Source organism: Limnospira sp., from assembly GCF_051859755.1.
GTDB classification, from domain to species: Bacteria; Cyanobacteriota; Cyanobacteriia; order Cyanobacteriales; family Microcoleaceae; genus Limnospira; species Limnospira fusiformis.
Window position 1 is genome coordinate 1 of sequence record NZ_JBIMLI010000058.1, and the last position, 22,041, is coordinate 22,041.

The window sequence follows — 22,041 nt, forward strand, 5'->3', positions numbered from 1 at the left end:
GAAGTCCTCACCGGGTAGTTATTTCGCCCATTTCAGCTCTATTTCATACCCGAAGGTCTCGCACCCATACTTGGTATGGTAGCGCATCGCCCTAATTGGTTCAACTAATCTGCGATTAAATTAAGCTCTCCCGGACTCTCAACTTAGCGAGTTAGGTTGGCCCAGTCCACGCTAACATTTTCGAGAATCAGTGAGGAGTTATAGATCTGTAGGATAATCAACAGAAACACGAAGAATAACCCCATAAAAACCCCCATCAGGGGAGTAGTACCCCAACCGGGGGCAACCTTACCATATTCTGAGTTAAGGGGTCTGAGTCGATCGCCTAACCAAGTTCTTTGTGCCATAAGTCACCTTATCAATGGGTTGAACAGCAAATTTTAATGTTTCGTAATATTATATAAGAACAAGGCTCATAATTGAATCAAATCTCATGGAACCTGCAATAGCTCTTAACATTTCCCTAGCTGCTACCGTAGTAGCGATCGCTGCCTATGCCATTTATACCGCCTTCGGTCCTCCTTCAGAAGAACTCAGTGACCCCTTTGAGGATCACGAAGACTAATTGAGGCAGCAGCATTCCGAGTATAAACCACTGTAGCCCGGTCCGTTGATAGTGCAAGATCTGATAGGATCGAGACTCTACAACCTTTTAGACAAGACCAGTATGGGCAACACATTTGGGCATTTATTTAGGATCACCACCTTCGGTGAATCCCACGGTGGGGGGGTTGGAGTCATCATCGATGGCTGTCCTCCCCGCCTCTCCCTGGACATCTCAGAAATCCAACAGGAATTAGATCGTCGCCGACCCGGACAAAGCAAAATTACCACCCCTCGCAAAGAAAGCGACACCTGCGAAATCCTCAGTGGGGTATTTGAAGGGCAAACCCTAGGAACCCCGATCATGATCATGGTCAAAAATAAAGACACCCGTCCCCAGGATTATGATGAGATGGCGAAAAAATATCGCCCCTCCCATGCCGATGCCACCTATGATGCTAAATATGGGATTCGCAATTGGCAAGGCGGCGGTAGGTCTTCCGCTCGTGAAACTATTGGTAGAGTAGCAGCAGGTGCTATAGCTAAAAAAATCCTTAAACAGGTCGCCAATGTTGAAATCATCGGTTATGTCACACGCATCAAAGACCTAGAAGCAGCGATCGATCCGGCAACGGTTACCCTTGAGCAAGTCGAAAGCAATATAGTCCGCTGTCCTCACCCCGACAGGGCGCAACAGATGATTCAACTAATTGAAGACATCAGAGACCAGGGGGACTCCATTGGTGGGGTAGTCGAATGCGTAGTTCGTAACGCTCCTACTGGACTAGGTTCGCCAGTATTCGATAAACTAGAAGCAGACCTAGCCAAAGCCGTCATGTCCCTACCCGCTAGTAAGGGTTTTGAAATCGGCTCTGGTTTTGCTGGTACTCTGCTCACAGGTAGTCAACATAATGATGAATTTTATATTGATGACACTGGAGCCGTCCGCACCCTGAGCAATCGTTCCGGCGGTGTCCAGGGGGGAATTTCTAACGGAGAACTGATAATTTTGCGAGTTGCCTTCAAACCAACTGCTACAATTCGTAAAGAACAGAAAACTGTCACCCGTGAGGGCGAGGAAACCACTCTGGCAGCAAAAGGACGACATGATCCTTGTGTTTTGCCCAGAGCGGTTCCTATGGTAGAAGCAATGGTTGCCTTGGTACTCTGTGACCATCTATTGCGCCATCACGGTCAGTGTAGAACTTTAAATCCTGAAGATTAAAACATGGAAACCATCACACCATCTTCTGTGTTGGCAACTGGTCGAGATAACCCGGACTCCTGTGATCAAAATCCCGATGATTTTGTGGTGGAGTTTTGGGGAGTTCGCGGCAGTATCCCCACCCCAGGAAAAGAAACTATCCGCTATGGCGGGAATACCTCTTGTTTGGAAATGCGTATTGCCGGAAAAAGGCTGATTTTTGACGGTGGTACTGGGTTGCGGTCCTTGGGTGATTCCCTAGTCGCACAAATGCCTATGGAAGCCTATATGTTTTTTACCCATTACCACTGGGATCATATCCAGGGTTTCCCCCTGTTTACTCCGGCTTTTACCCCAGGGAACTGCTTTCATATCTATGGCACTATCCCCCCAGATGGAGAATCGATGAAAAAGCATTTCATCGATCGCGTACTTCATCCCAACTCCCCCATTCCCCTGAGTGGGTTACAGGCAGATCTGAGGTTTTATGAATTGAAACCGGGGGATACTATGATGCTTGATGATATCAAGATTGAAACCGGACAACTTAATCACCCTAATACGGCTATGGGGTATCGTGTTACTTGGCAAGGACGAACTGTGGTCTACTGTTCCGATACAGAACATTTGCCTGATGGGTTGGATGAGAATGTGCTGGAATTGGCTCAGGGGGCTGATATCCTTATTTATGATGCTATGTATACTGATGAGGAATATCATAATCCTAAATCTCCCAAGGTGGGTTGGGGACATTCAACCTGGCAAGAAGCAGTCAAAATCGCTGAGGCGGCGGATGTGGCACGGGTGGTGATTTTTCATCATGACCCTAGCCACTCAGATGATTTCCTTGACCAAATTGAACATGAAGTTCAGGCGGTTTTTCCCAAGGCAATTATGGCTCGTGAAAGGTTGATTTTGCCTGTGGCTAGTTAGCGATCGCTTTCCCTGGTCTCGGAATTAGTCTCGGAGTTAAACATTTCCAACAATCGCTCAAATTGGAAGTTTTCCACAATGCTGGTTAAGGCTTCAGCTAAATCTGAATGCTCTGGGGGCATTTGTTTGATCAAAGATAAGATCATCAGATCATTTCCTAATTGAGCAGCATAGTGGATTTGCTCTAACCATTCTGCTGGCATCATGGCGAAGGTTTCTGGATTTATGGCTAAATGGTCATGGTTTTTAGGTGCGGAAGTAGCTACCGCTGTAGAGGCGATCGCATTCGGTTCATCAATTTGGTATTTGACCCCCAAATATTTGGTCAGGGTTTCTAACACTTGTTCCCGCCGAAATGGCTTACTAATAAAGTCATCACACCCGGCATTAATGCAGTTTTGTCTTTGTTCCGTAAAGGCACTGGCTGTAATGGCAATAATCACCGGAAGACTATCAACTTCAGCCTGTTTAATATATTGGGTTGCCTCAAACCCATCTATCACTGGCATATGCATATCCATAAAAATTAAGTGGGGATGCCACTGTTGCCAAACTGCGATCGCTTCCTGTCCATTTTCCGCTTCCTGAACCTCAAAACCCACATCCTGCAATAGTGTAGTTAGTAATAACCGATTAACTGGGTTATCTTCCACCACCAAAATTCGATAGTCTTCTTGTCCCCGTGCTAACCGACAAGCCTGATTTAATTTACTTTCGGATTCATCAACCATCTGGTCGGCCACACCCACAGGAATTTGGAAACTAAAACAACTACCCTCACCCGGTTTACTACTTACCTTAATTTCACCCCCCATTAAGTTAACAAATCTCTGAGATATCACTAATCCTAGACCCGTTCCCTGTTGCGATTCTCGACCCGCTTTGGTTTGCTTAAATGCCTGGAATAGGTCATTAATTTCCTCTGATGCAATACCGCATCCAGTATCTATAATCTCAAACAGCAAGTAGGTATTACTCACCCAATCCTCATCAGATAAACCTAGGTCTTCATCAACTCCACCAACTGACACCCTTAAACTAACTTCCCCGTCCTGGGTAAACTTAATAGCATTACTAATTAAATTAACCAAAACTTGGCGCAATTTACTTTCATCAGTCCTCACGAATTTCGGCACCGACTCTTCCACCTGAAAATTGAGAGTTAATCCCTTCGACTCAGCCTTGAGTTGTAACATCACTTGAATGGCTGGCAAACAGCGTTTAATGTCAAACTCAGTCGGGTTACAAGTAATCCGTCCCGCCTCAATTTTTGACATCTCTAAGACATCATTAATTAACTCTAGTAAATGTTGACCACTTTGATTGACAATTTTAATATATTCTTGATGTTTAGCTGCTAAAGTGCGATCGCGTTGTAGCAATTGAGTAAAGCCTAAAATTGCATTAAGGGGAGTGCGAAGTTCATGACTCATATTAGCCAAAAACTCACTTTTAGCGCGGTTAGCCACATTAGCAGCATCCGCAACCCGCTTCAACTCCGCCGCCTGTTGCTGAGTTTGTGCGAACAATTCCGCCTGTTTCACAGCCACCCCCAACTGATTAGCAATTTGACTAACCACCTTAGATTCTGCCGCTTTCCATTCTCGAGGACCATCATTTTGATACACACACAATAATCCCCAAAGTTGATATCCTTGAAAAATCGGACTAATAATATATGACCGGATTTGAAATTGTTCTAAAAATCGCAGGTAGCAATCCGAAAAATCAGCCTTGTAAATGTCTTCAATACAACAACAACTCTTTGACCGTGAGTAAAAACCTCCCTGGGTTTCTTGTAAGTAAGTATCCTCAATTAATTCGTGGGAAGAACCTAGCTTTTTAACAATACAATTTTCTTCATCTACCGTATTCTGTGTAGTCACTTCTTCTCCCTTATTTGCGGTCAGAATTTTCCGCCATCCCGGACTCACAGACTCTTTGATGATTACCCCACTCCAGTCAGAATTGAACCGATAAATTAGGGCGCGATCTACTTCAATTACCTGACGCAATTCATTAACAGTCGCCTGAAAAATCACCTCCAAATTTAAACTTTGTCGCATTTGTGAAATCACGCGATTAATAGCTCTCTCTTGGTCTGCCATAAGTTGCATAGCTATTTCTGTAGCCATACGCTCCTGAATTTGATTTTCTAGGGCAATATTAATATTTTTGAGAGCTGATGTCCGTTCCTCAACCCTCACTTCTAGATCTTCATAGGCTTTATTTTTCGCTTCTTCTGCCCATTTTCTTTGTAGTTCTGTAGCTGCCCTCGATGCGAAAATACTCAGGACAGCGTGTGCTAATTCATCTTGGACTAAAGGTTTCACGTCTAAGATAGATAAAATCCCGATCGCTTTCTGATTTTGAGCCATTAATGGAATGCCTAAATAACTGTGAGCATTCAAGTGTTGAAAATATTTATTGTCGGGAAAAGTTTGTTGTAAATTGTCTGGATAAAAGCAAACTTCTTGAGTATCCAAAACTATCCGACAAGGACTATTTTGTAATTCATATTCATCATGATCGGCAAAATTATCCTGAGACCAAAAAGCCAGATTTCGTAATTTTATCGGTTCCTGATCGCTGACAATTTCCGTCACCAATACATAGGGTATATCTAAACATCTAGCCAGGTTCTGCGCTAAAGCCGGGAAAAAATCCGCCCCAGTTACTGATGCCGTACCCATCACAATTGCCCGCAAAATTTCCTCGGTTTTTTCTCTCTCTTGAATCTGCTTTTTCAGCTCATTATTAACCGCTTCTAATTTTTCAGGAGTTTTTAATGACAAAAAATAGGGTAATATTTTCAGTAACACTAGGGCTGTATATACCGAGACTAAAGCAGTTATGGCTCGTTCAAATCCCGACCACCAATAATTAGGAAACCACAGAGTCCAAATGTCGAAACCATGACCAATACCGCAGAGAATAATAAACGCACTAAATAGCTTAAAAATATTTAAAAATGGCAGATCATTGCGTTTATTGACGAAGTAAATTAGCATCGCCGGAATTGAGAAATAGGCAATGACAATTAACCCGTCACTGATGACATGAAGTGCCACCAAGGAAGGTTGCCACAGGTAACAATGACCGTGAGCTATATAAAAATTGGGTTTCCAAAAATACTCCAATAACTCTGGCACTGTTCTCTTCTCCGAAACAAGCTGCTCAAATTAGACGGCAAAACTTTATAGTATGCCAATGCTACCTTTAATATGTACCTAATATGTACTTAATATGTACCTATAATATTGTAGCGTTGATGAACGACCAGCCTTGATAGATCATCTTTAAACTACTAATTTTCCCAGCCGCCAATATCAAAAAACACTTTGATTGAGAAATTCCAGATAAGACTGGCTAAGTTCCTTTACCGCTAACTCATAGAGTTTTTTGCCATGGTCAGGGGTAGCTAGACTGGGGTCTGAACCCATGCGACCGTCGGGATAGTTATGGCGAAAGTTAGCGGCACCATAGATGGGATGACCTTTAGCAACATTAGGGTTGAGGGATGCTTTTTTAATGGACTCTGGATATAGGTACTGGGTAACTGCGACCTCGCTGGGGGTAGCGTGGGAACCTTCACTCTGCCCATAAAGTTCTTTAGCTAGTTTATACACTGATGGACACATAAACCAGTTACCAACCCGGCAACGAATGCGATCGCTATTTGCTAAGTTAAGATCAGCTAAGTGGGCATAGGTTTCCGAAAAGGCAGCTTTGAGGGTGGCAATATTCCCCCCATGACCGTTAATAAAGAAAAATGTCGTAAACCCACTTTTTGCCAAAAATGTGATATAATCCTTGATTACCCTAATCAAGGTACTAGGTTGTAAACTGATGGTTCCTGGAAAAGCAGTATGGTGGAGTGCCATACCCACATTTAACGTAGGACCGACTAAGGCTTGGGTAGCCTCCCCGACCCCTTTAGCGATCGCTTCAGCACAAATGGCATCAGTGCCAATTAACCCCGTCGGTCCGTGTTGTTCAGTTGATCCAATCGGTAGGATAATCCCTGTAGACTGCTGGAGGTAAGCCTCCACTTCCGGCCATGTGCTTAGGTGTAACAGCATTTATTTGTGTATTTTTATAAATTTATTAGACACTAGCAACACCATTTTAACCAAATCCCATAGCTTAACCAAAACATTACTTTTCCTTTACCTAAAGTTAACCCATCTCAAATACGATGGAACATAGCTCCACTAATGATCCACGAACATTCAACAACACCGGGCAGATTGGGGGTGGAAACTAATGTTTAACAACCTGGCCATTAAGCCAGAGTCAGAGACAAGTGAGGTGCTTGCGGGTCGGGTCAACCCCGACCATAAGGTTGTCATTGTCAGACACTCACAACTCCTCAAACTCATAAATAATGGAGAACATACCTTTGTCGGATGGATGGTGATAGATTAATTTTCCTCAAAACTAGCCAACTTGGGGGTTAATCTTCTAAGTTTTGACAAACATCATCATTCACCCAGGAATAAATACTTATGTTTTCCCCAGATTTGAGTAAGAAGTCTTACCGCTCAGATGTCATAGATAATGGACATATCTTGTTGCTGGAAAATGAGGAGCCGTGGCGGGATATATTATCCATTGCTTTGGAAGAACAAGGCTATAAAATCATGATTGCCCAAGACAGCCGAGATGCCCTGCCTTCTATTTCCAATACAGGAGCAGTTACCGGAGAGTTTCCCTTTAGCCTTCTCATTCTAGATGCAACCAATGGTTTAGATCTGTGTCGTATGTTACGGCATCATGGTCAATCTGTGCCAATTTTGATTATTGGCAACAAAGAAAACGCCAACAATTGTGCATTTTATTTAGAAGCAGGGGCGGATGATTACCTGACCAAACCCTTCAGTATCCGTGAATTTATCGCTCGGTGTCGTGCGTTAATCCGTCGCCAAAGAATAGGGAAATTTCCAGGACCTGTGATGCTTCAATATAAAGATATCATCCTATATCAAGAAGAATGTCGGGTGATAGTTCGGGGTGAGGAAGTTCAACTCTCACCTAAACAGTTTCGTTTGCTAGAGTTATTTTTGAGTTATCCCCGTCGAGTTTGGTCTCGTGAACAACTTTTAGATGTAATTTGGGGTACAGATTTTGTGGGGGATAGTAAAACTGTGGATGTTCATATTCGCTGGTTGCGAGAAAAGTTAGAAGTTGAACCCAGTAAACCAGAATATATCATTACAGTTAGAGGGTTTGGTTATCGGTTTGGTTAAAATTATCCAAGGTTTGAGAAATAGGCAGATTTATGGCTTCTTGTAATCGTCGGGATTTTTTGCTGTTTATTACTGCGGGTATGGGGGCGGCGGCTTTGAAAGGCTGTGAGCAACCATATCGGAGCAATTTTCTGGGTTCATCAACTACAGAAACACCCTCGTTTGCCCCTAGTTTTAAATCGGTCAAAGGTCCTATGCCTTTACCGACCTATGAGCAAATCAGCGGTGCAGACCATCAAGCTATATCCCGAAAATATGGTAAGTACGAGGTAATTGATGATTTGGTACTTCCCGAAGGGTTTACCTATGATGTAATCGCCAGTTGGGGAGACCCGGTGGGTGATTCTCGGTGTGGGTATAACAATGATTATCTGTCCTTTGTACAAACTGGTGAAAATCAAGGTTTTTTGACTGTTAACTTTGAGTATATTAGCGGTACCTGGGGACAAAATTACGAGGAAGTGATAGGGATATCCTTACCTATTGCGGTGGTTAAACAGGCTTTAGAGGCTGCCCAAAGCCAGAGTATTGATGCTTTTTCTTTGCCGGGAAAAGACCCTCTCAGACAAGCAATTCTGGAGATTTCTAAAGAAGGGTTAATCGATATGGGAATGGGGGTAATTTCCCTCGGTCGAGATAGTGAGGGGAAATGGGTACGGACTTACTCATCTGTCGATCGCCGCATTACCGGAATTTCTGGTTGGACTGATGGACGCTATCTCAAGGCTACAGGTCCAGCGGTGGCAGTTTTTCGCCAGGGGGGACGGGGTTATCACGATCGCCTCGGAGATAAAATTATTGGCACTTTCGCTAACTGTGCCGGGGGAACAACCCCTTGGGGAACAGTATTAAGTGCCGAGGAAAACTTCCAGAGTTATGTCACGGAATCAGTACATCCCGATGGTACATCTTTTTCCCCTTCAGAGACTCCCTTTTCTACCACCAGGGGTCTGGGTAACGTCTTAGGACTAGCTGGGAACAAATATGGTTGGATTGTAGAAGTGAATCCAGCGGACCCCGAAGATTATGGGACCAAACATACTTGGCTGGGTCGGTATCGCCATGAAGCCGTTGGTGTCAGGGTAACAGCCGGAAAACCTCTAGCCTTCTATTCGGGATGCGATCGCCGTAGTGGACATTTATATAAATTTGTCAGTAGTGACCGGGTAATTGATCCAAGCGATCGCCAAAATTCTCGGCTATTGACCAGCGGAATGCTATACGCCGCCAAATTGTACCCAGACGGAACCGGAAAATGGATTCCTATGGCTGCTAAAACAGCCGTTAACCCCGATCCAGCCAGTGTTCATATAGGGGGAGCCATAGCCTTACCATTGCGCCCAGAAGGGGGCAGTTTTGTGGCTACCACAGATGAAGAAGTCGAAGCCTTTAAGAAACAGTACAAAACCTTGGGAGATTTGTATTTAGGCGACTCGCAAACCCAACAGGGTGCTATCCTGGTTGATGCCCATTTAGCAGCTAGTGCCGCCGGGGCTACTTGTTGCGCCCGTCCAGAAGATACTATGATTGCTGGTGATGGTTCCTTATATATAGCATTCACCTCTGGAGGTGGCGATCGCAATGGTGAGGGACCAGATGGGCGGATTTTTCAAGGTCCAGGGGGAATTATTCCCCATGACCCAGGATGGATAGTTCGTCTGATTGAGGATAATGGAGATCCGGACGCGCTGAGATTTCGGTGGGAAATGTGGGCAGCGGGTGGCGAAATTTTCCAAGGTGGGTTAGGATTTTGCAATCCAGATAATTTGGAGTTTGATAGCCAAGGTAATCTGTGGATGGTCACAGATATTAGCACTGGCTCTCAAAACAAATCCGTCCCCCCAGGTCGGGTAAATCAAGCCGGAGAACCCTTAGCATCGAGAGATTTAATGGGTATATATGGCAATAACTCCCTGTGGTGTTTACCAACCACCCCACCAGATGCGGGTCAAGCCTATCTGTTTGCGATCGGACCCATGGAATGTGAATTGTGCGGACCATTTTTTAGCCCCGATCAGCAAACTCTATTTGTGGCAGTACAACATCCGGGAGAGTATAATGGTAAGCGCCGAAATATGGCATCCCAATTTCGTGAGTTTGCCATGACTGGTCTGGATGGTCAGGAGTTTATGCAAACCCGTGAGGTTCCCATCGGCTCTAACTGGCCAGGTAAAAACCCCACAGACCCCCCCAAGCCCTCTATTGTGGCAATCCGTAGACAAAATTTGGGTGCGATCGTTTAATGTAATCACCTACTGTTAGGATGTCAGCACCCCCGGCTGAAGCACGGGGGCTTCGTGCCCCCCTTTCAGGTAGCTGACCAGCTATAGCCTTAACTGGCTCCGTTCAGAGCAAGAGTTAAAGTTCCTACCCTGGAATGCGTGCTAGTTCCAGGCTCTAGAACCGAATCGTTAAACATCTCTAAGGGGTTAAGGACGTGCGATTTGGATAGTACCGACTCTGAACATTGGCGAAGCAAACATTACCCCGCAAGGGAGTCGGAGCCAACCATAGCTCCATGGAGGGGCAACCATACCCCTCCACCCCGCAAGGGGGTGCTGGCGGCGGTCATCCGCTTGAGTCAGTTTTCCTCTCCGTGAGCAATCACGGAGCTTCCAACCCTCCCAGGAGTTTTACGTGAAATCGTGATACTATTGGTTCATTCGAGCTGGGGACATCCTCGCTTAGGTCTTTTTAAGTCGGTGTGAGATTTGAGATGATGAACAAAATTCTATGGAACACTCTCAAGCAGAGTCCAGGCTTTCTGGGTGCTGCTCTTCTGTTAAGCACAACTGCTGCATTAGCCACAGACAGCCCTTCAGACAAGCTGGTTACTACTTCCCAAGTGGCATCCCTAGCTTCAGATGCAGCGGAAGGAGTTAGTCAATTTAGCCTGGATGCGGATACTACCTCGCTAATGGCAGTTGCGCCAGAGGTCGATAACACGGCTCCTCTGTCTCAGAATGTAATGGATTTAGGTTTTGAGTCCTCTGCCGAAACCCAAGAGGTAGCTCAGGTACAACCTGAGATGGAACAGGAACTCAGAATTGCCGACCTAGAACAAATCAATCTATACAGTGAAGTTGCCGACTCTATGGAGCAGGTGACCTCTGTATCTCAATTGTCTGACGTTCAACCTACAGATTGGGCATTCCAAGCGCTTCAGTCTTTGGTAGAACGTTATGGCTGTATTGCAGGTTATCCAGACGGAACCTTTAGAGGAGACCGCGCCATGACTCGTTTTGAGTTTGCGGCTGGTTTAAATGCCTGTTTGGAACGGGTTAACGAATTGATTGCGGCTTCTGTGGCTAATTTGGTAACTCGCGAAGATTTGGCGGTTCTGCAACGGCTCCAGGAAGAGTTTGCGGCGGAATTGGCAACTTTGCGCGGCCGTGTGTACGCTTTGGAAGCGCGGACGGCTGAATTGGAGGCTAATCAGTTCTCCACCACTACCAAACTGCGCGGGGAAGTAGTGTTCTGGCCAGGAGATAGCTTTGGCGATCGCTCTCGTCATAATGTAGCAGGGGTACCCTTTGGCCCAGCCAGTGATGACCCCACCGAAACCTATCTCGGCTACCGGGTTCGTCTGAACTTTGATACCAGCTTTACCGGCGAAGACCTATTGAGAACCCGTCTGCAAGCGTTAAATATCCCTAACCTCAGCAGATTTAACCTGACCAATACCTTAATGTCTCGGACTGCTATTGATGGCGATTCCGATGGGATAGAGCTAGATGATTTGTACTACCGTTTCCCAGCCTTCAATCGTCGGGCGCACATCTTTATCGGTGCTAACAGCCTTGATTTAGATGACATCATGGATGTGATCACCCCATTTAACAGCGGTTCTAATGCCTCAATTTCTCGGTTTGGTCAGCGTAACCCTGCCATTTTCCGGGGTCCAGAAGGTGCAGGGGCGGCGGCTAAGTTTGCCTTTGGTAATGATCGTCAGTTCAGACTCAATCTGGGTTATTTAGCTGGTAACGCCTCCGATGCTACTGCTGGTAATGGCTTATTCAACGGTAGCAATACTAAGTCGGCTCAGTTGATCTATGAACCCACAGACAGGCTGGCTTTTGGGGTAGAGTACGCGCGTAAATATTTCACCAGCGACGATGTCAATATGGCGGGTGCTACCGGAAGCTGGATCGCCGATCGCCCCTTTGGTGATAACGCCACCACCAGTGATAACCTAGGCTTCCAGTTTAACTGGCGGATAGTTGAGAAGTTCGAGTTGGGTGGCTGGTTTGGAGCTACCTGGGCTCATCAACAGAATAATGGCAGTGATAGCGCGGCCATTCTCAACTGGGCTGTGACTATGGGCTTCCCAGATGCTTTCAGTGAAGGAGATTTGGGTGGTATTATTATCGGAATGCCTCCTAAAGTGATTTTCCATAACATCGGCGCTTTGGAAGATCGCGATACTTCCTTCCATATTGAAGCCTTCTATCGCTATGCTTTCAACGACTACATTTCCATCACTCCTGGCTTCTATGTTTTGACCAATCCTGATCACAATGCCCGCAATGCTAATATTTTGGTAGGAACCCTGCGGACTACTTTCCGCTTCTAAAATAGGGGCCTGAAAGCTAAGAGTTTCCCGGAGGGAGGAGTAGGGGCGGGTTTAGGCAATATAGCGATCGCCTGGTTAATTCCCAAATGACCACCGCGCGGAGCCAACCTACACCCCCCCATATAACTCCCCTCTGGGGCTACAGCTTTAGCTGCCAGATTTTAATGGTTTTATCCTCACTACCACTGGTGAGGATTTTGCCGTCTGGGGTGAGGGCTAGGGCTGTGATCAGGTCTCCGTGACCCCAAAGGGTAGTGATTATTTCCCCGGTGTTGAGATTCCATAAAACAATGTGATCGCCTCCAGCAATTAAAGTTTGGCCATCTGGGGTAATCACTAGGGATTTCACCGGGCCTCTGTGTCCCTCAAAAACCCGCAGTTGTTCCCCTGTGTTAGCATTCCACAAGCGCACGGTTCCATCATCACTAGCGCTGGCGATGGTTTCACCGTCGGGGCTATAGGCGATCGCATTAATACTATCTCCATGGCCAGTAATTGTCAGTCGGCGACTACTATCACCGACATTGACATTCCATAATCTGATACTGGCATCTGCACTAGCACTAGCGAGAACATTACCCTGGGGATTGAAAGCCAAAGCATTAACCGGGAGGTCATGGGCGAGAATAGTTGATAATCGCCGACCATTGGTATCCCACAGAATAATAGTCCTGTCTTCGCTACCACTAGCTAAAATTTGACCGTTGGGACTAAAAACCAAAGCATGGACACTTCCTGTATGTCCTTCAATAGTACGTTGACGCGATCCCCACCACATACGGATAGTTTTATCATTACTACCACTGACCATAATCTCTCCATTGGGGGAGAATGCTAGGGCCCTTACCCAACTCGAATGGACGCTTTCGGGATTAAAAACCTCTCCAGAATGGATACCCCAGCGTCGAATTGTGCCAAAAGTTCCCGCAACCAGAGTTTCACCGTCTGGGGCGATCGCCAAAGCATAAACCTGCCCTAAAGCCTCCTTATGCCCCAGTAGCCACATACGATTAGGCCACCCTCTAATCACCAACATAGGGTTAGCCGGAATTAAGCCATAGCGCCGATAACCGTCTACCTGGGTATAAATCAACCCCCCCATGGTCACAATCACACTCAGAATACCAATAGCCTTGAAGGGAATCTTAATTTTCAGTTCACTGAGGTGGATTTTCGTCTTCAGCTGTTCTTTCTTTTTACCTTTGGTATCTGATTTGGGATCTTCTCTTTCATCACTATCGCGGGGTGGCGGATTAAGTTCCACTTCAGCTAAACACTGGAGAACTACCCCAGGGTTCTGGGGGCGATTTCCCGGAAATGGTGCCATCAGATAATCAAGAACATCCGCCAATTGTTTCGGGATATTTGGCGCACCCTTACGCCACAAAAGTTTCCCAGTGCGAGGATTTTCTGGGTAAGCCGTGGGGGGTTTTCCCGTCAACAGATAAACAAAAGTCCGACCCAGGGCAAAAAAGTCCGACTGAGGTACTGCTTTCCCGTTCGTTTGTTCTGGCGGCGTATAACCAGGGGAGACAATTCCTGTGGCGCGTTTCTTATCATTATCCTGTTCGCCGGAGCCATTTGAACTAAACCCCATAATGGTCTCGGTCACTTCCCGCGCTGTGCCAAAATCAATTAACACCAGTTGACCATCAGGCTTTCGCATGATGTTTTGAGGTTTAATATCTCGGTGAAAATACTGTAAACTGTGGACGCGATCGAGAATTTCCACCAGTTGTTTTAGCCAATCCATGGCTAATTCTGGGCTAATGGGTTCTTTTTTGCGCTCCTTCATCCACTCCTGAAGGTCTAACCCTTCGATTTTCTCCATGACTAAACAATGCAGCGGCGACTCATCTTTCGGCATAAAGGTAAAGTAGCCATCTTTATCTACTTTAGGGATGCCGGGATGACTAAGTTCACTCAAAACTTTCGCCTCTTGTTTAAACAGAGCGATCGCCTTGGGATGTTCTTTGAGGAGAACTTTTAAAACTTTGCGAGTCTTATCTTTTTGGTCGAGAATCTCAAAAGTTTGACCAAATCCTCCCCCACCCATCTTTTTGATAACACGATAACGACTCTGTATAAACAGATCAGAGCCACACTGAGCGCAAATGCGTCGTTTGGCATTCGACTCATCATCGGGTTTAGGGCATTTGGGATTGAGGCAATAACTCACGGAAACACCTTAACACTTGCAAGCCCTGCCTGTTCAAAGCAGGGAGGAAAAGCCAAGATCGGCTTTAGCCACCTACCGTCAAAATCCATAGACATATCTATCCTTTTTGGCAATCGCTTGGGAATAGGTGCTTAGACATTGAAAGGAAACAGTAGCAAACTGGAAAGCATAAGCCTCGATCGCGACTTTCAGGAAGGCGGCCATATAAAGACTGCTACTATATATGATAATTCTAGCCGATACCGTTGCAACCCAGTATAACATTTTGGCTCCTCGATACTAATTAGCGACCAAAACGTGGCTTGTTGGTTGGGGGTGGGTTACAACATGACGGGATGAAAGAAAAAGGCTATTCCTAAAACCATATATGCAGCCAGCAGCAACACCCCTTCCAACCAGTCCGACCGGCCGTCAGAACTTACCGAATTAGCGATCGCCACCGATACAGCCACAGCTATTAACTCAAAGGGATTAAAGTCTAAATCCATTGGCTGATTTAGCACCAACCCCGCCAGAACTAACACTGGTGCTACAAAGAGGGCAATCTGTAAACTCGAACCTACAGCCACCGACACCGACAGATCCATTTTATTTTTCATAGCAACCGTCACAGCCGTGGCGTGTTCGGCTGCATTCCCAATAATCGGAACTAGGATCACCCCGGTAAATAGTGCTGTCAAACCCAGACTCTCGGTAGCCTCTTCCAGAGTACCTACCAACAGCTCCGACTCAACCGCCACCATAATTGTAGCCACTAAAAGCACCACAATCCATAATTTTAGATTGATTTGATGATGAGGTTCCCCTGATATTTCTTCTCCCGTTCCGGGTTCTACTTCGTTTTCTGCTAATCCCACATCATATAAATAGGAGTGGGTTTTCATGGAAAATAGTAGGGTGAGGATATAAACTATAATCAACACTAGCGCCACCGCACCGGACAGAGTTTGCATGGTGCTTTCCTCTATGCCGCTGGACGTGACATCTACGGCGGTGGGAACTAATATAGCAATTACTGCTAAGGTCATGGCTGAGGCATTCAGACGAGCCACTACTGGGGGAAATTCTTGTTCTTTGAACCTTAATCCTCCCAGAAACATGGCTAAACCCATTACCAGTAATAAGTTGCCAATAATTGACCCGGTAATGCTGGCTTTGACTACCTCTACCAATCCGGCTTTGAGAGCGACAAAACCGATAATTAATTCGGTAGCATTGCCAAATGTGGCATTCATTAACCCTCCTAAATTAGGGCCGAGAACTACTGCTATTTCTTCGGTAGCTGTACCCATCCAAGCCGCCAGGGGAATAATGGCTAGGGCGGCGGTTATAAAGATTATAGTGGCTCCCCAGTGTCCATATTCGGCGACAATGGAAATGGGAATAAAAATGAGCAGCAGGGAGATGATTTGATTGGTTTTGAGCATATATTTCTATGGCGCTTTTAGAGGTATATTTAATCGGATTGACTGGCTAAAAGTAGCAGAAATATAGTTGAGCAAGCCCTGAATATGTCACCCGGATTGAGATTGGTAAATTAATACATCAGTTCAATGATGATGATTTGTGGCTTTAATTTACACCCTAAATCATGGCTTATTTTGCCATCTCTAAAAGCTCTAATTCGGATAACTCTGCGATACCCAGATTTTGAGCTTTTGCTAATTTCGATCCCGGCTTGTCTCCTAATAGTAAATAATCGACTTTTTGGGTAACAGAATTAGTTACTTTTCCCCCAGCTTTCTCAATGATAGATTTAGCTTCCTCTCGGGTGAGAGTAGGTAATGTTCCGGTAAGCACAAAGGTTTTTCCGGCGAAAGGTTGCGCTTGGGGAGTAGATTTTAGTGCAGTTGACGGCACACTGGCAAGCTGTAAACCAGATTGTTCAAGTCGATCGCATAAACTGATATTAGCAGGATTTTGGAACCACTGATAAACAGAAGTAGCAATTTCCGCGCCGATACCATAAACGCCTTCTATTTGTGCGGAAGAAGCCGCCGCCAAACTCTGACAACTCGGGAAATTTTGAGCGAGTAACTCAGCATTAACCTCTCCGACATAGCGAATACCTAGACCATATAATACTCGATGCCAGGGTTGTTTTTTAGAAGCGGCGATCGCCTCCAGAATTTTCTGGGCTGATTTTTGGCCCTGGCGTTCTAAGGCAACCAACTGATCCATATTAAGATGATAAAGGTCAGCGACCGATCGCACCAATTGAGTCTCAACCAATTGCTGAACCAGCTTTTCCCCAATACCATTAATATCTAAAGCCCTTCTTCCGCACCAGTGAATAATAGAACCGCGCACAATAGCCGGACAAGAGGAATTAATACAGCGGGTGACCGCCTCCGGTGGAGTTTTTACCACAGTTTCCCCACACTCAGGACAATGAGTCGGCATAGTCACCAGTTTAGCGCCAGTTGGTCGCAAATCCGGCAATACTCGCACCACTTCCGGGATAATTTCCCCAGCCTTACGGACAATTACCGTATCGCCAATATGTAGGTCTAATTCAGTCAGGCGGTCTTGATTATGAAGTGTAGCGCGTTTAACAGTTGTTCCAGCTAACTGTATGGGTTCAAGTTCAGCCACCGGAGTCAAGGCTCCAGTACGTCCGACCTGGAAAGTAACTGATATAATCTTAGTGGGCAATTCTTCCGCCGGATATTTAAGGGCGATCGCCCAGCGGGGAAATTTTCTCGTTTCTCCCAACTGTTTTTGGAGACTGAGGGAATTTAGCTTAACCACCACCCCATCAGTCATATAGGGTAATTCTCGGCGCTGAGTTTCCCAAGTATTAAAATACTGCTGAACTTCCAGCAAAGATTGACACAGTTGGCGATTAGGATTGACTTTAAAGCCCATTTTTGGGAGCAACTCCAGACAATCCCAGTGATCATGTAAATTGGGGGAGTCTAGGTGTAAAGTATAGGCGAAAAAATCCAAGTGTCGAGCAGCCACAATGCGGGAGTCAAGTTGTCGCAGGGTTCCGGCGGCCGCATTACGCGGGTTAGCAAATAGTGGCTCTCCGTTTTTTTGTCTTTCCTGGTTAATTTCCGCAAAAATACGGTTGTAGAGGAAAGCCTCCCCCCGAACTTCCACCACAGGCGGCGGGTTATCCAGATGTAATTTTAGGGGAATAGAGCGGATAGTTTTAATATTTTGGGTAATGTCTTCCCCAGTGACTCCATCCCCACGAGTCGCACCCCTAACTAATATGCCATCGTGATAGGTGAGAGCGATCGCCGAACCATCTATTTTGAGTTCACAGATATAGTTATTATCTTCCGCTGCCCAGTTACCAAGAAAACGTCGCCATTTTTCATCCCAAGCCTGGAGTTCTGCCATATTAAAGGCATTTTCCAGGCTATAAAGACTGATATTATGGCGTACAGACTCAAACTGAGTAGCGGGTTTTTCTCCGACTCTCTGGGTAGGACTATCAGGAGAGATTAGTTCTGGGTATTGGGTTTCGAGTTCTTGCAGTTCCCGATATAGGCGATCGTAAACCCCATCCTCCATAGTCGGAGCATCCAGAACATAATAGGCATAACTAGCCCGTTGGACAGTTAGCCTCAACTGTTCAAGTTTTTGGGAAATTTCCGGGGTTGGGGTTTTTGGTGTTTGGTCGTTCACAAATTCAAATTAGACATTTCGCTAAATTTGGGTAGGTCTGAACTACCGTTTTTGTCGCCGTTGTAGCCATTTTCTTCACCAATGGATGAATTATCTGGCAGATATTTCTCGCTTTCGCTGAGGATACGCCGTTCATTTTCCACCTGGAAAACGTTAGCGTATAGGTTAGCCACAACTTGTTTCCCTTCCTGGGTCAGTTGTAAATATCGCAAGGCGGCGGGAATGTAGGGAAATACACCATTCCAGTAGAATTTGGCGTAATTATTACGGAGGTCGCCGGGGGTTTTGTAACCTAGGACTTTATTAGTCCCGACTTCTTCAAATTCGTAGAATAGGGAACTAATCTTTTTGAGGTAGCGAGGGTCACTGAGTTGACCGATTAAATCAGCCGCGCGCGCGAGTCCTGAGTAATTCTGGCGGTCTTGGTGAGTTTCATCAGCCGGGACGGGAAACCGGGTTAGTTCAATGTTGCGTTTAATTTGTTCCGCATCAATTAGTTTATGACCACCAAAGCGTTCATCTATGACTAATTTACCGCGATCGACATGGTAGGGAGTCAGACTAGCCGAGGTTGCGCCTGAACTTATGGAAACCATACCATCATCAATTCCTGTCGCATATAAACCATTAGCGTCTTGGTCTCGCCGACATACTCCTTTCACATAGCCGATATCATGACATAGGAGTGAAATGGTAAAGTGTAACCAGTCTTCTGGCGTGACTCCCCCCTCTCGAATATGCTTCCCGCGCAGAATTTCTTGTCCTACTAGGGTGACAAGCATAGTATGTTCGACATTGTGGTATAAAGCGTCACAGTTGGCGATATTTTCCAGAGCCATTGTGCCAGCCCAAGCAATTATTTCGGGGTAGTCTGGTTTAAATCCCCCATAGGTACGGCGGTAACCAGCCTGTAGGCGTTGGACGAAGGCATCAATGAGAATGGCAGTAGCATTAAACATACTCATAAATTTCCACTCAAAACACTATTGGTTAATCCTGAGCATTAGGAAGCACAATATTAGTCTAGGGTTGGGACTAACTGTTTTCCGGTATTATAGGCAAATTTTTACCAGGCGGACAGATGACCAATTGACGGAATTTCTGAGACCCTGGAAAACCTCTAGCAACCATGGGTAAAACCTGCCTGGGGATGGCTTTTCCCCAGAATGGGAAATAACAGGTTCCATGGAAAAAACCTATTGGTTATCTATACTTTAACCGATCGCATCACGAATGGCATTTTGAGTCATAGCTGCGATCGCCTGATCTGTGGCTTTGGGTAAATGATAATACTTACCTCCTGCCGTTTTCGCCAATTCCTTGGCAAAACCTGTCGAGACAAATTTATTTTCCGTATCAATGACTAACAATTGAATACCCAAACCACGAATTTTGGCAGCAATTTCCAGCAATTCCCCTTTAATATCCGGTTTTTCACCTTCTAAGATAGGTTCACCGAGCGATCGGGCTAAGGGAATGTTACCTCGGCCGTCCGTAATTGCTACAATTACCACCTGTCCGATATCTCCAGACTGTTTAGCATTCATCCCCACCCGCACCGCTTGAGTTAGTCCGTGAGCCAGGGGAGACCCACCCCCACAGGGCATCCTTTCCAAGCGTCGTTTGGCGGCCGCAATTGACCGAGTAGGCGGTAACAAAACTTCCGCCTGTTCCCCTCGGAAGGGAATTAACGACACCATGTCGCGGCTTTGGTAAGCCTCAGTTAATAGCTGCATTACCGCGCCTTTGGCTGACTGCATCCGGTTTAGGGCCATAGACCCGGAAGCATCCACCACAAACACCACCAAAGCCCCGGACTTTCTGGCTAGGCGCTTAGATCTAATATCCCCCTGTTCTACCACTACCCGACGTTCAGGATATCGTAACCGTCGCGATCGCTGATAGGGTGCTGCCGCCCGTAGGGTAGCATCTACCGCAATGCGTTGTACTTTACCCTTGGGTAGCATGGGTTTAACATACCGACCGCGATCCTCTGAAAAAATCATACTGCGGCTGCCAGTTTTACCCTGTCGGTTTGCCATTTGCGAGAAATACAACACCGTTGGATCTAGCACCACCCCTTCCGGGTCAAACACAAACTCTTCTGGGATGCTATTTTCTTCTTCTTCTGGGGGTTCGGTTTCCGGTTCTTCGTCTTCGTCTTCGTCCTCTGGTTCCGGTTCGTCCTCACCTTGGGGGGGTGGTGGGGGTGGGGGTGGTGGCTGTTGTTGTTCTTCGGGGGGGGTCTGAATTACTGTGGCTCTGGGTACAATAACTAATTCTACCGCCCGCCGCAAGTCATCAGCATTAACGCTATTTCTACCATCTAAAGCCGCCGAAGCCTTAGCTACTCGCACCGCAAACAGTTCCGCCCGGTGTCCGGGAACTACCCCTCTGATGGCTTCTTCTACCAGGTACAGAATTTGCTCTGAGGTGATGGTGACATCTTTTAGCCATTCTCTGGCTAGGAGAATTTGAGTTTTCAGGTTATCTAAGTCTTCTGTATATTGCTGGAGAAATGCCTCGGGAGACTGGGAATAATCGAGGGCTTGGTCTACTGCTTGCACCCGTTGATCTAAACTCAGGACTCCATCAGCAGATAGGGCTATGGCAATGCGATCGAGTAAATGGGTTCGCAGGGGACCTTCTTCCGGGTTATAGGTCGCGATAAATAGGGGTTGGCAGGGATGTTCAAAGCTGATCCCTTCCCTTTCAATGACGTTGCGCCCTTCCGTTAAAACTGTTAGCAGCAGGTTGGCTATATTGTCATCGAGGAGGTTGATTTCGTCAATGTAAAGGACTCCTCGGTTGGCTGTGGCTAATAAGCCGGGTTGAAATACGGTGTCGCCCTGTTTAACGGATTTTTCTACGTCTACTGAACCTATCAGCCTATCTTCTGTTACCCCTAGGGGAACTTGTACAAAGGGCGCGGGGATGATTGCGGTTTCTGGGGTGGGTTCTCCCGCTTCCCAGTTGGGGGGAATGTTGGCGATCGCATCTTTTACTACTTCTAGGGGCGGTAATAAGGCATGAAGGGCTCTGGCCATCACTGATTTAGCGGTTCCCCGCCGTCCAGCAATTACCACACCTCCTAAGCCGGGATCAACTGCGGCCAGCAGCAGGGCAAATTTGATCGCTTCTTGTCCCACCACGGCGGCGAGGGGAAATGTTGTTACAGTTGGGGCGCTAGGGGGCGCAGACATGGTTCTTGTCAGTAGTGGTCAATTGCTAACTCTAGCACTAAAGGGGAAATTTTCCAATTGACATCCTTCCCCACAACCCCCCTGTTGAGTTTTTCTCAATGCAGGGCGATCGGCGATCGCTTCCGAGATCTAGCCACCCTTCCCCCTGAGAATATCATCCGTTGTTTCCCTGTCAAAAAAAAATTTCACAATTTCTTGACGATTTGATATTTGGTAATTTAGAATGGGATTATATAGAAAACAAACAGTCAGCCTAATCCGGCGAAAGTAAAATATTGCCGTTATGTACTTTTCGAGCAGGTGCAGACGCGGTGATGTGGTCGGAGCGGAGGAACCAAATTTTTGGGGCTAATCTCGCAAAGTGTTTCTGTCAACAACCGACAGAGATAAAGAGAAGGGCAACTCTCAGCCCTAGCCCGTCAGCTAACTCCGTAGGCATTGAGAGGAGGCTGAGGCGCACACTTTCTAAGACAATTAGATAGCTTGGCAATTCAGTTTCCTTAGGTTGGTATAGACCT

At 46.2% G+C, this 22,041-nt stretch carries 16 protein-coding genes and 1 riboswitch; of the genes, 7 read left to right on the plus strand and 9 right to left on the minus strand.

The genetic code is table 11. From position 1 onward, the window contains the following. Nucleotides 1-143: 143 nt before the first annotated feature. Nucleotides 144-347 (minus strand): photosystem II reaction center phosphoprotein PsbH, encoded by a 204-nt coding sequence (psbH, locus tag ACTIE0_RS12015; RefSeq protein WP_006618393.1) that lies wholly within the window; start codon nt 345-347, stop codon nt 144-146. An 86-nt stretch (nt 348-433) separates the two neighbouring features. Here psbH and psbN point away from each other — a divergent pair, with 86 nt between their 5' ends. The 3 genes from psbN to ACTIE0_RS12030 all read left to right on the plus strand — a co-directional run bounded on the left by psbN (nt 434) and on the right by ACTIE0_RS12030 (nt 2,680). After that, entirely contained in the window at nt 434-565 is a 132-nt protein-coding gene (gene psbN, locus ACTIE0_RS12020) for a photosystem II reaction center protein PsbN (protein ID WP_006618392.1), read from the plus strand. 102 nt (nt 566-667) lie between these two features. Further along, complete coding sequence (gene aroC, locus ACTIE0_RS12025; RefSeq protein WP_006670368.1) at nt 668-1,768, plus strand: chorismate synthase; 1,101 nt, start codon at nt 668-670, stop codon at nt 1,766-1,768. A gap of 3 nt (nt 1,769-1,771) precedes the next feature. After that, nucleotides 1,772-2,680: an MBL fold metallo-hydrolase gene (locus ACTIE0_RS12030; RefSeq protein ID WP_006670367.1), complete on the plus strand. Its 909-nt coding sequence runs from the start codon at nt 1,772-1,774 to the stop codon at nt 2,678-2,680. Here ACTIE0_RS12030 and ACTIE0_RS12035 read toward each other — a convergent pair. Together ACTIE0_RS12035 and ACTIE0_RS12040 are read right to left on the minus strand one after the other, a co-directional pair. Beyond that, complete coding sequence (locus ACTIE0_RS12035) at nt 2,677-5,832, minus strand: response regulator (RefSeq protein WP_006670366.1); 3,156 nt, start codon at nt 5,830-5,832, stop codon at nt 2,677-2,679. The two genes, ACTIE0_RS12030 and ACTIE0_RS12035, sit on opposite strands and share 4 nt — an antisense overlap. Nucleotides 5,833-6,009: 177 nt before the next feature. After that, a complete protein-coding gene (locus ACTIE0_RS12040) occupies nt 6,010-6,762 on the minus strand; it encodes a creatininase family protein (protein ID WP_006624567.1) in 753 nt (250 codons plus the stop codon). 184 nt (nt 6,763-6,946) lie between these two features. On the opposite strand from ACTIE0_RS12040, the gene ACTIE0_RS12045 reads away from it, so the two are divergent. The 4 genes from ACTIE0_RS12045 (at nt 6,947) to ACTIE0_RS12060 (ending at nt 12,502) form a co-directional block, all read left to right on the plus strand. Next, nucleotides 6,947-7,108 (plus strand): hypothetical protein, encoded by a 162-nt coding sequence (locus tag ACTIE0_RS12045; RefSeq protein ID WP_006670365.1) that lies wholly within the window; start codon nt 6,947-6,949, stop codon nt 7,106-7,108. 80 nt (nt 7,109-7,188) lie between these two features. After that, entirely contained in the window at nt 7,189-7,929 is a 741-nt protein-coding gene (locus tag ACTIE0_RS12050) for a winged helix-turn-helix domain-containing protein (protein WP_006670364.1), read from the plus strand. A 32-nt stretch (nt 7,930-7,961) separates the two neighbouring features. Next, complete coding sequence (locus ACTIE0_RS12055; RefSeq protein ID WP_006670363.1) at nt 7,962-10,172, plus strand: PhoX family protein; 2,211 nt, start codon at nt 7,962-7,964, stop codon at nt 10,170-10,172. A 476-nt stretch (nt 10,173-10,648) separates the two neighbouring features. Continuing rightward, the gene (locus ACTIE0_RS12060; RefSeq protein ID WP_439516907.1) at nt 10,649-12,502 is read left to right on the plus strand and encodes an iron uptake porin; all 1,854 of its coding nucleotides are present in this window, start codon (nt 10,649-10,651) and stop codon (nt 12,500-12,502) included. 139 nt (nt 12,503-12,641) lie between these two features. Here ACTIE0_RS12060 and ACTIE0_RS12065 read toward each other — a convergent pair whose 3' ends face one another. The 6 genes from ACTIE0_RS12065 to bchD all read right to left on the minus strand — a co-directional run bounded on the left by ACTIE0_RS12065 (nt 12,642) and on the right by bchD (nt 21,523). Continuing rightward, complete coding sequence (locus ACTIE0_RS12065; RefSeq protein ID WP_006624561.1) at nt 12,642-14,681, minus strand: serine/threonine-protein kinase; 2,040 nt, start codon at nt 14,679-14,681, stop codon at nt 12,642-12,644. 78 nt (nt 14,682-14,759) lie between these two features. Further along, on the minus strand, nt 14,760-14,945 hold the full coding sequence (locus ACTIE0_RS12070; RefSeq protein WP_006670734.1) for a hypothetical protein: 186 nt from the start codon (nt 14,943-14,945) through the stop codon (nt 14,760-14,762). Nucleotides 14,946-15,001: 56 nt separating this feature from the next. Further along, a complete protein-coding gene (gene cax / locus ACTIE0_RS12075; protein WP_006670733.1) occupies nt 15,002-16,108 on the minus strand; it encodes a calcium/proton exchanger in 1,107 nt (368 codons plus the stop codon). Nucleotides 16,109-16,277: 169 nt separating this feature from the next. Then, nucleotides 16,278-18,320 carry an NAD-dependent DNA ligase LigA gene (ligA, locus tag ACTIE0_RS12080; RefSeq protein ID WP_006670732.1) on the minus strand — a complete coding sequence of 681 codons (2,043 nt, stop codon included), beginning with the start codon at nt 18,318-18,320 and terminating at the stop codon, nt 16,278-16,280. Further along, entirely contained in the window at nt 18,317-19,279 is a 963-nt protein-coding gene (locus ACTIE0_RS12085; RefSeq protein WP_174447142.1) for an Npun_R2479 family HD domain-containing metalloprotein, read from the minus strand. The genes ligA and ACTIE0_RS12085 overlap by 4 nt, the downstream gene beginning before the upstream one ends. A gap of 255 nt (nt 19,280-19,534) precedes the next feature. Then, nucleotides 19,535-21,523, minus strand: a complete 1,989-nt coding sequence (bchD, locus tag ACTIE0_RS12090; RefSeq protein ID WP_006670731.1) for a magnesium chelatase ATPase subunit D — start codon at nt 21,521-21,523, stop codon at nt 19,535-19,537. Between the two features lie 291 nt (nt 21,524-21,814). Further along, a riboswitch (cyclic di-AMP (ydaO/yuaA leader) is annotated at nt 21,815-21,976 on the plus strand. Nucleotides 21,977-22,041 lie beyond the last annotated feature (65 nt).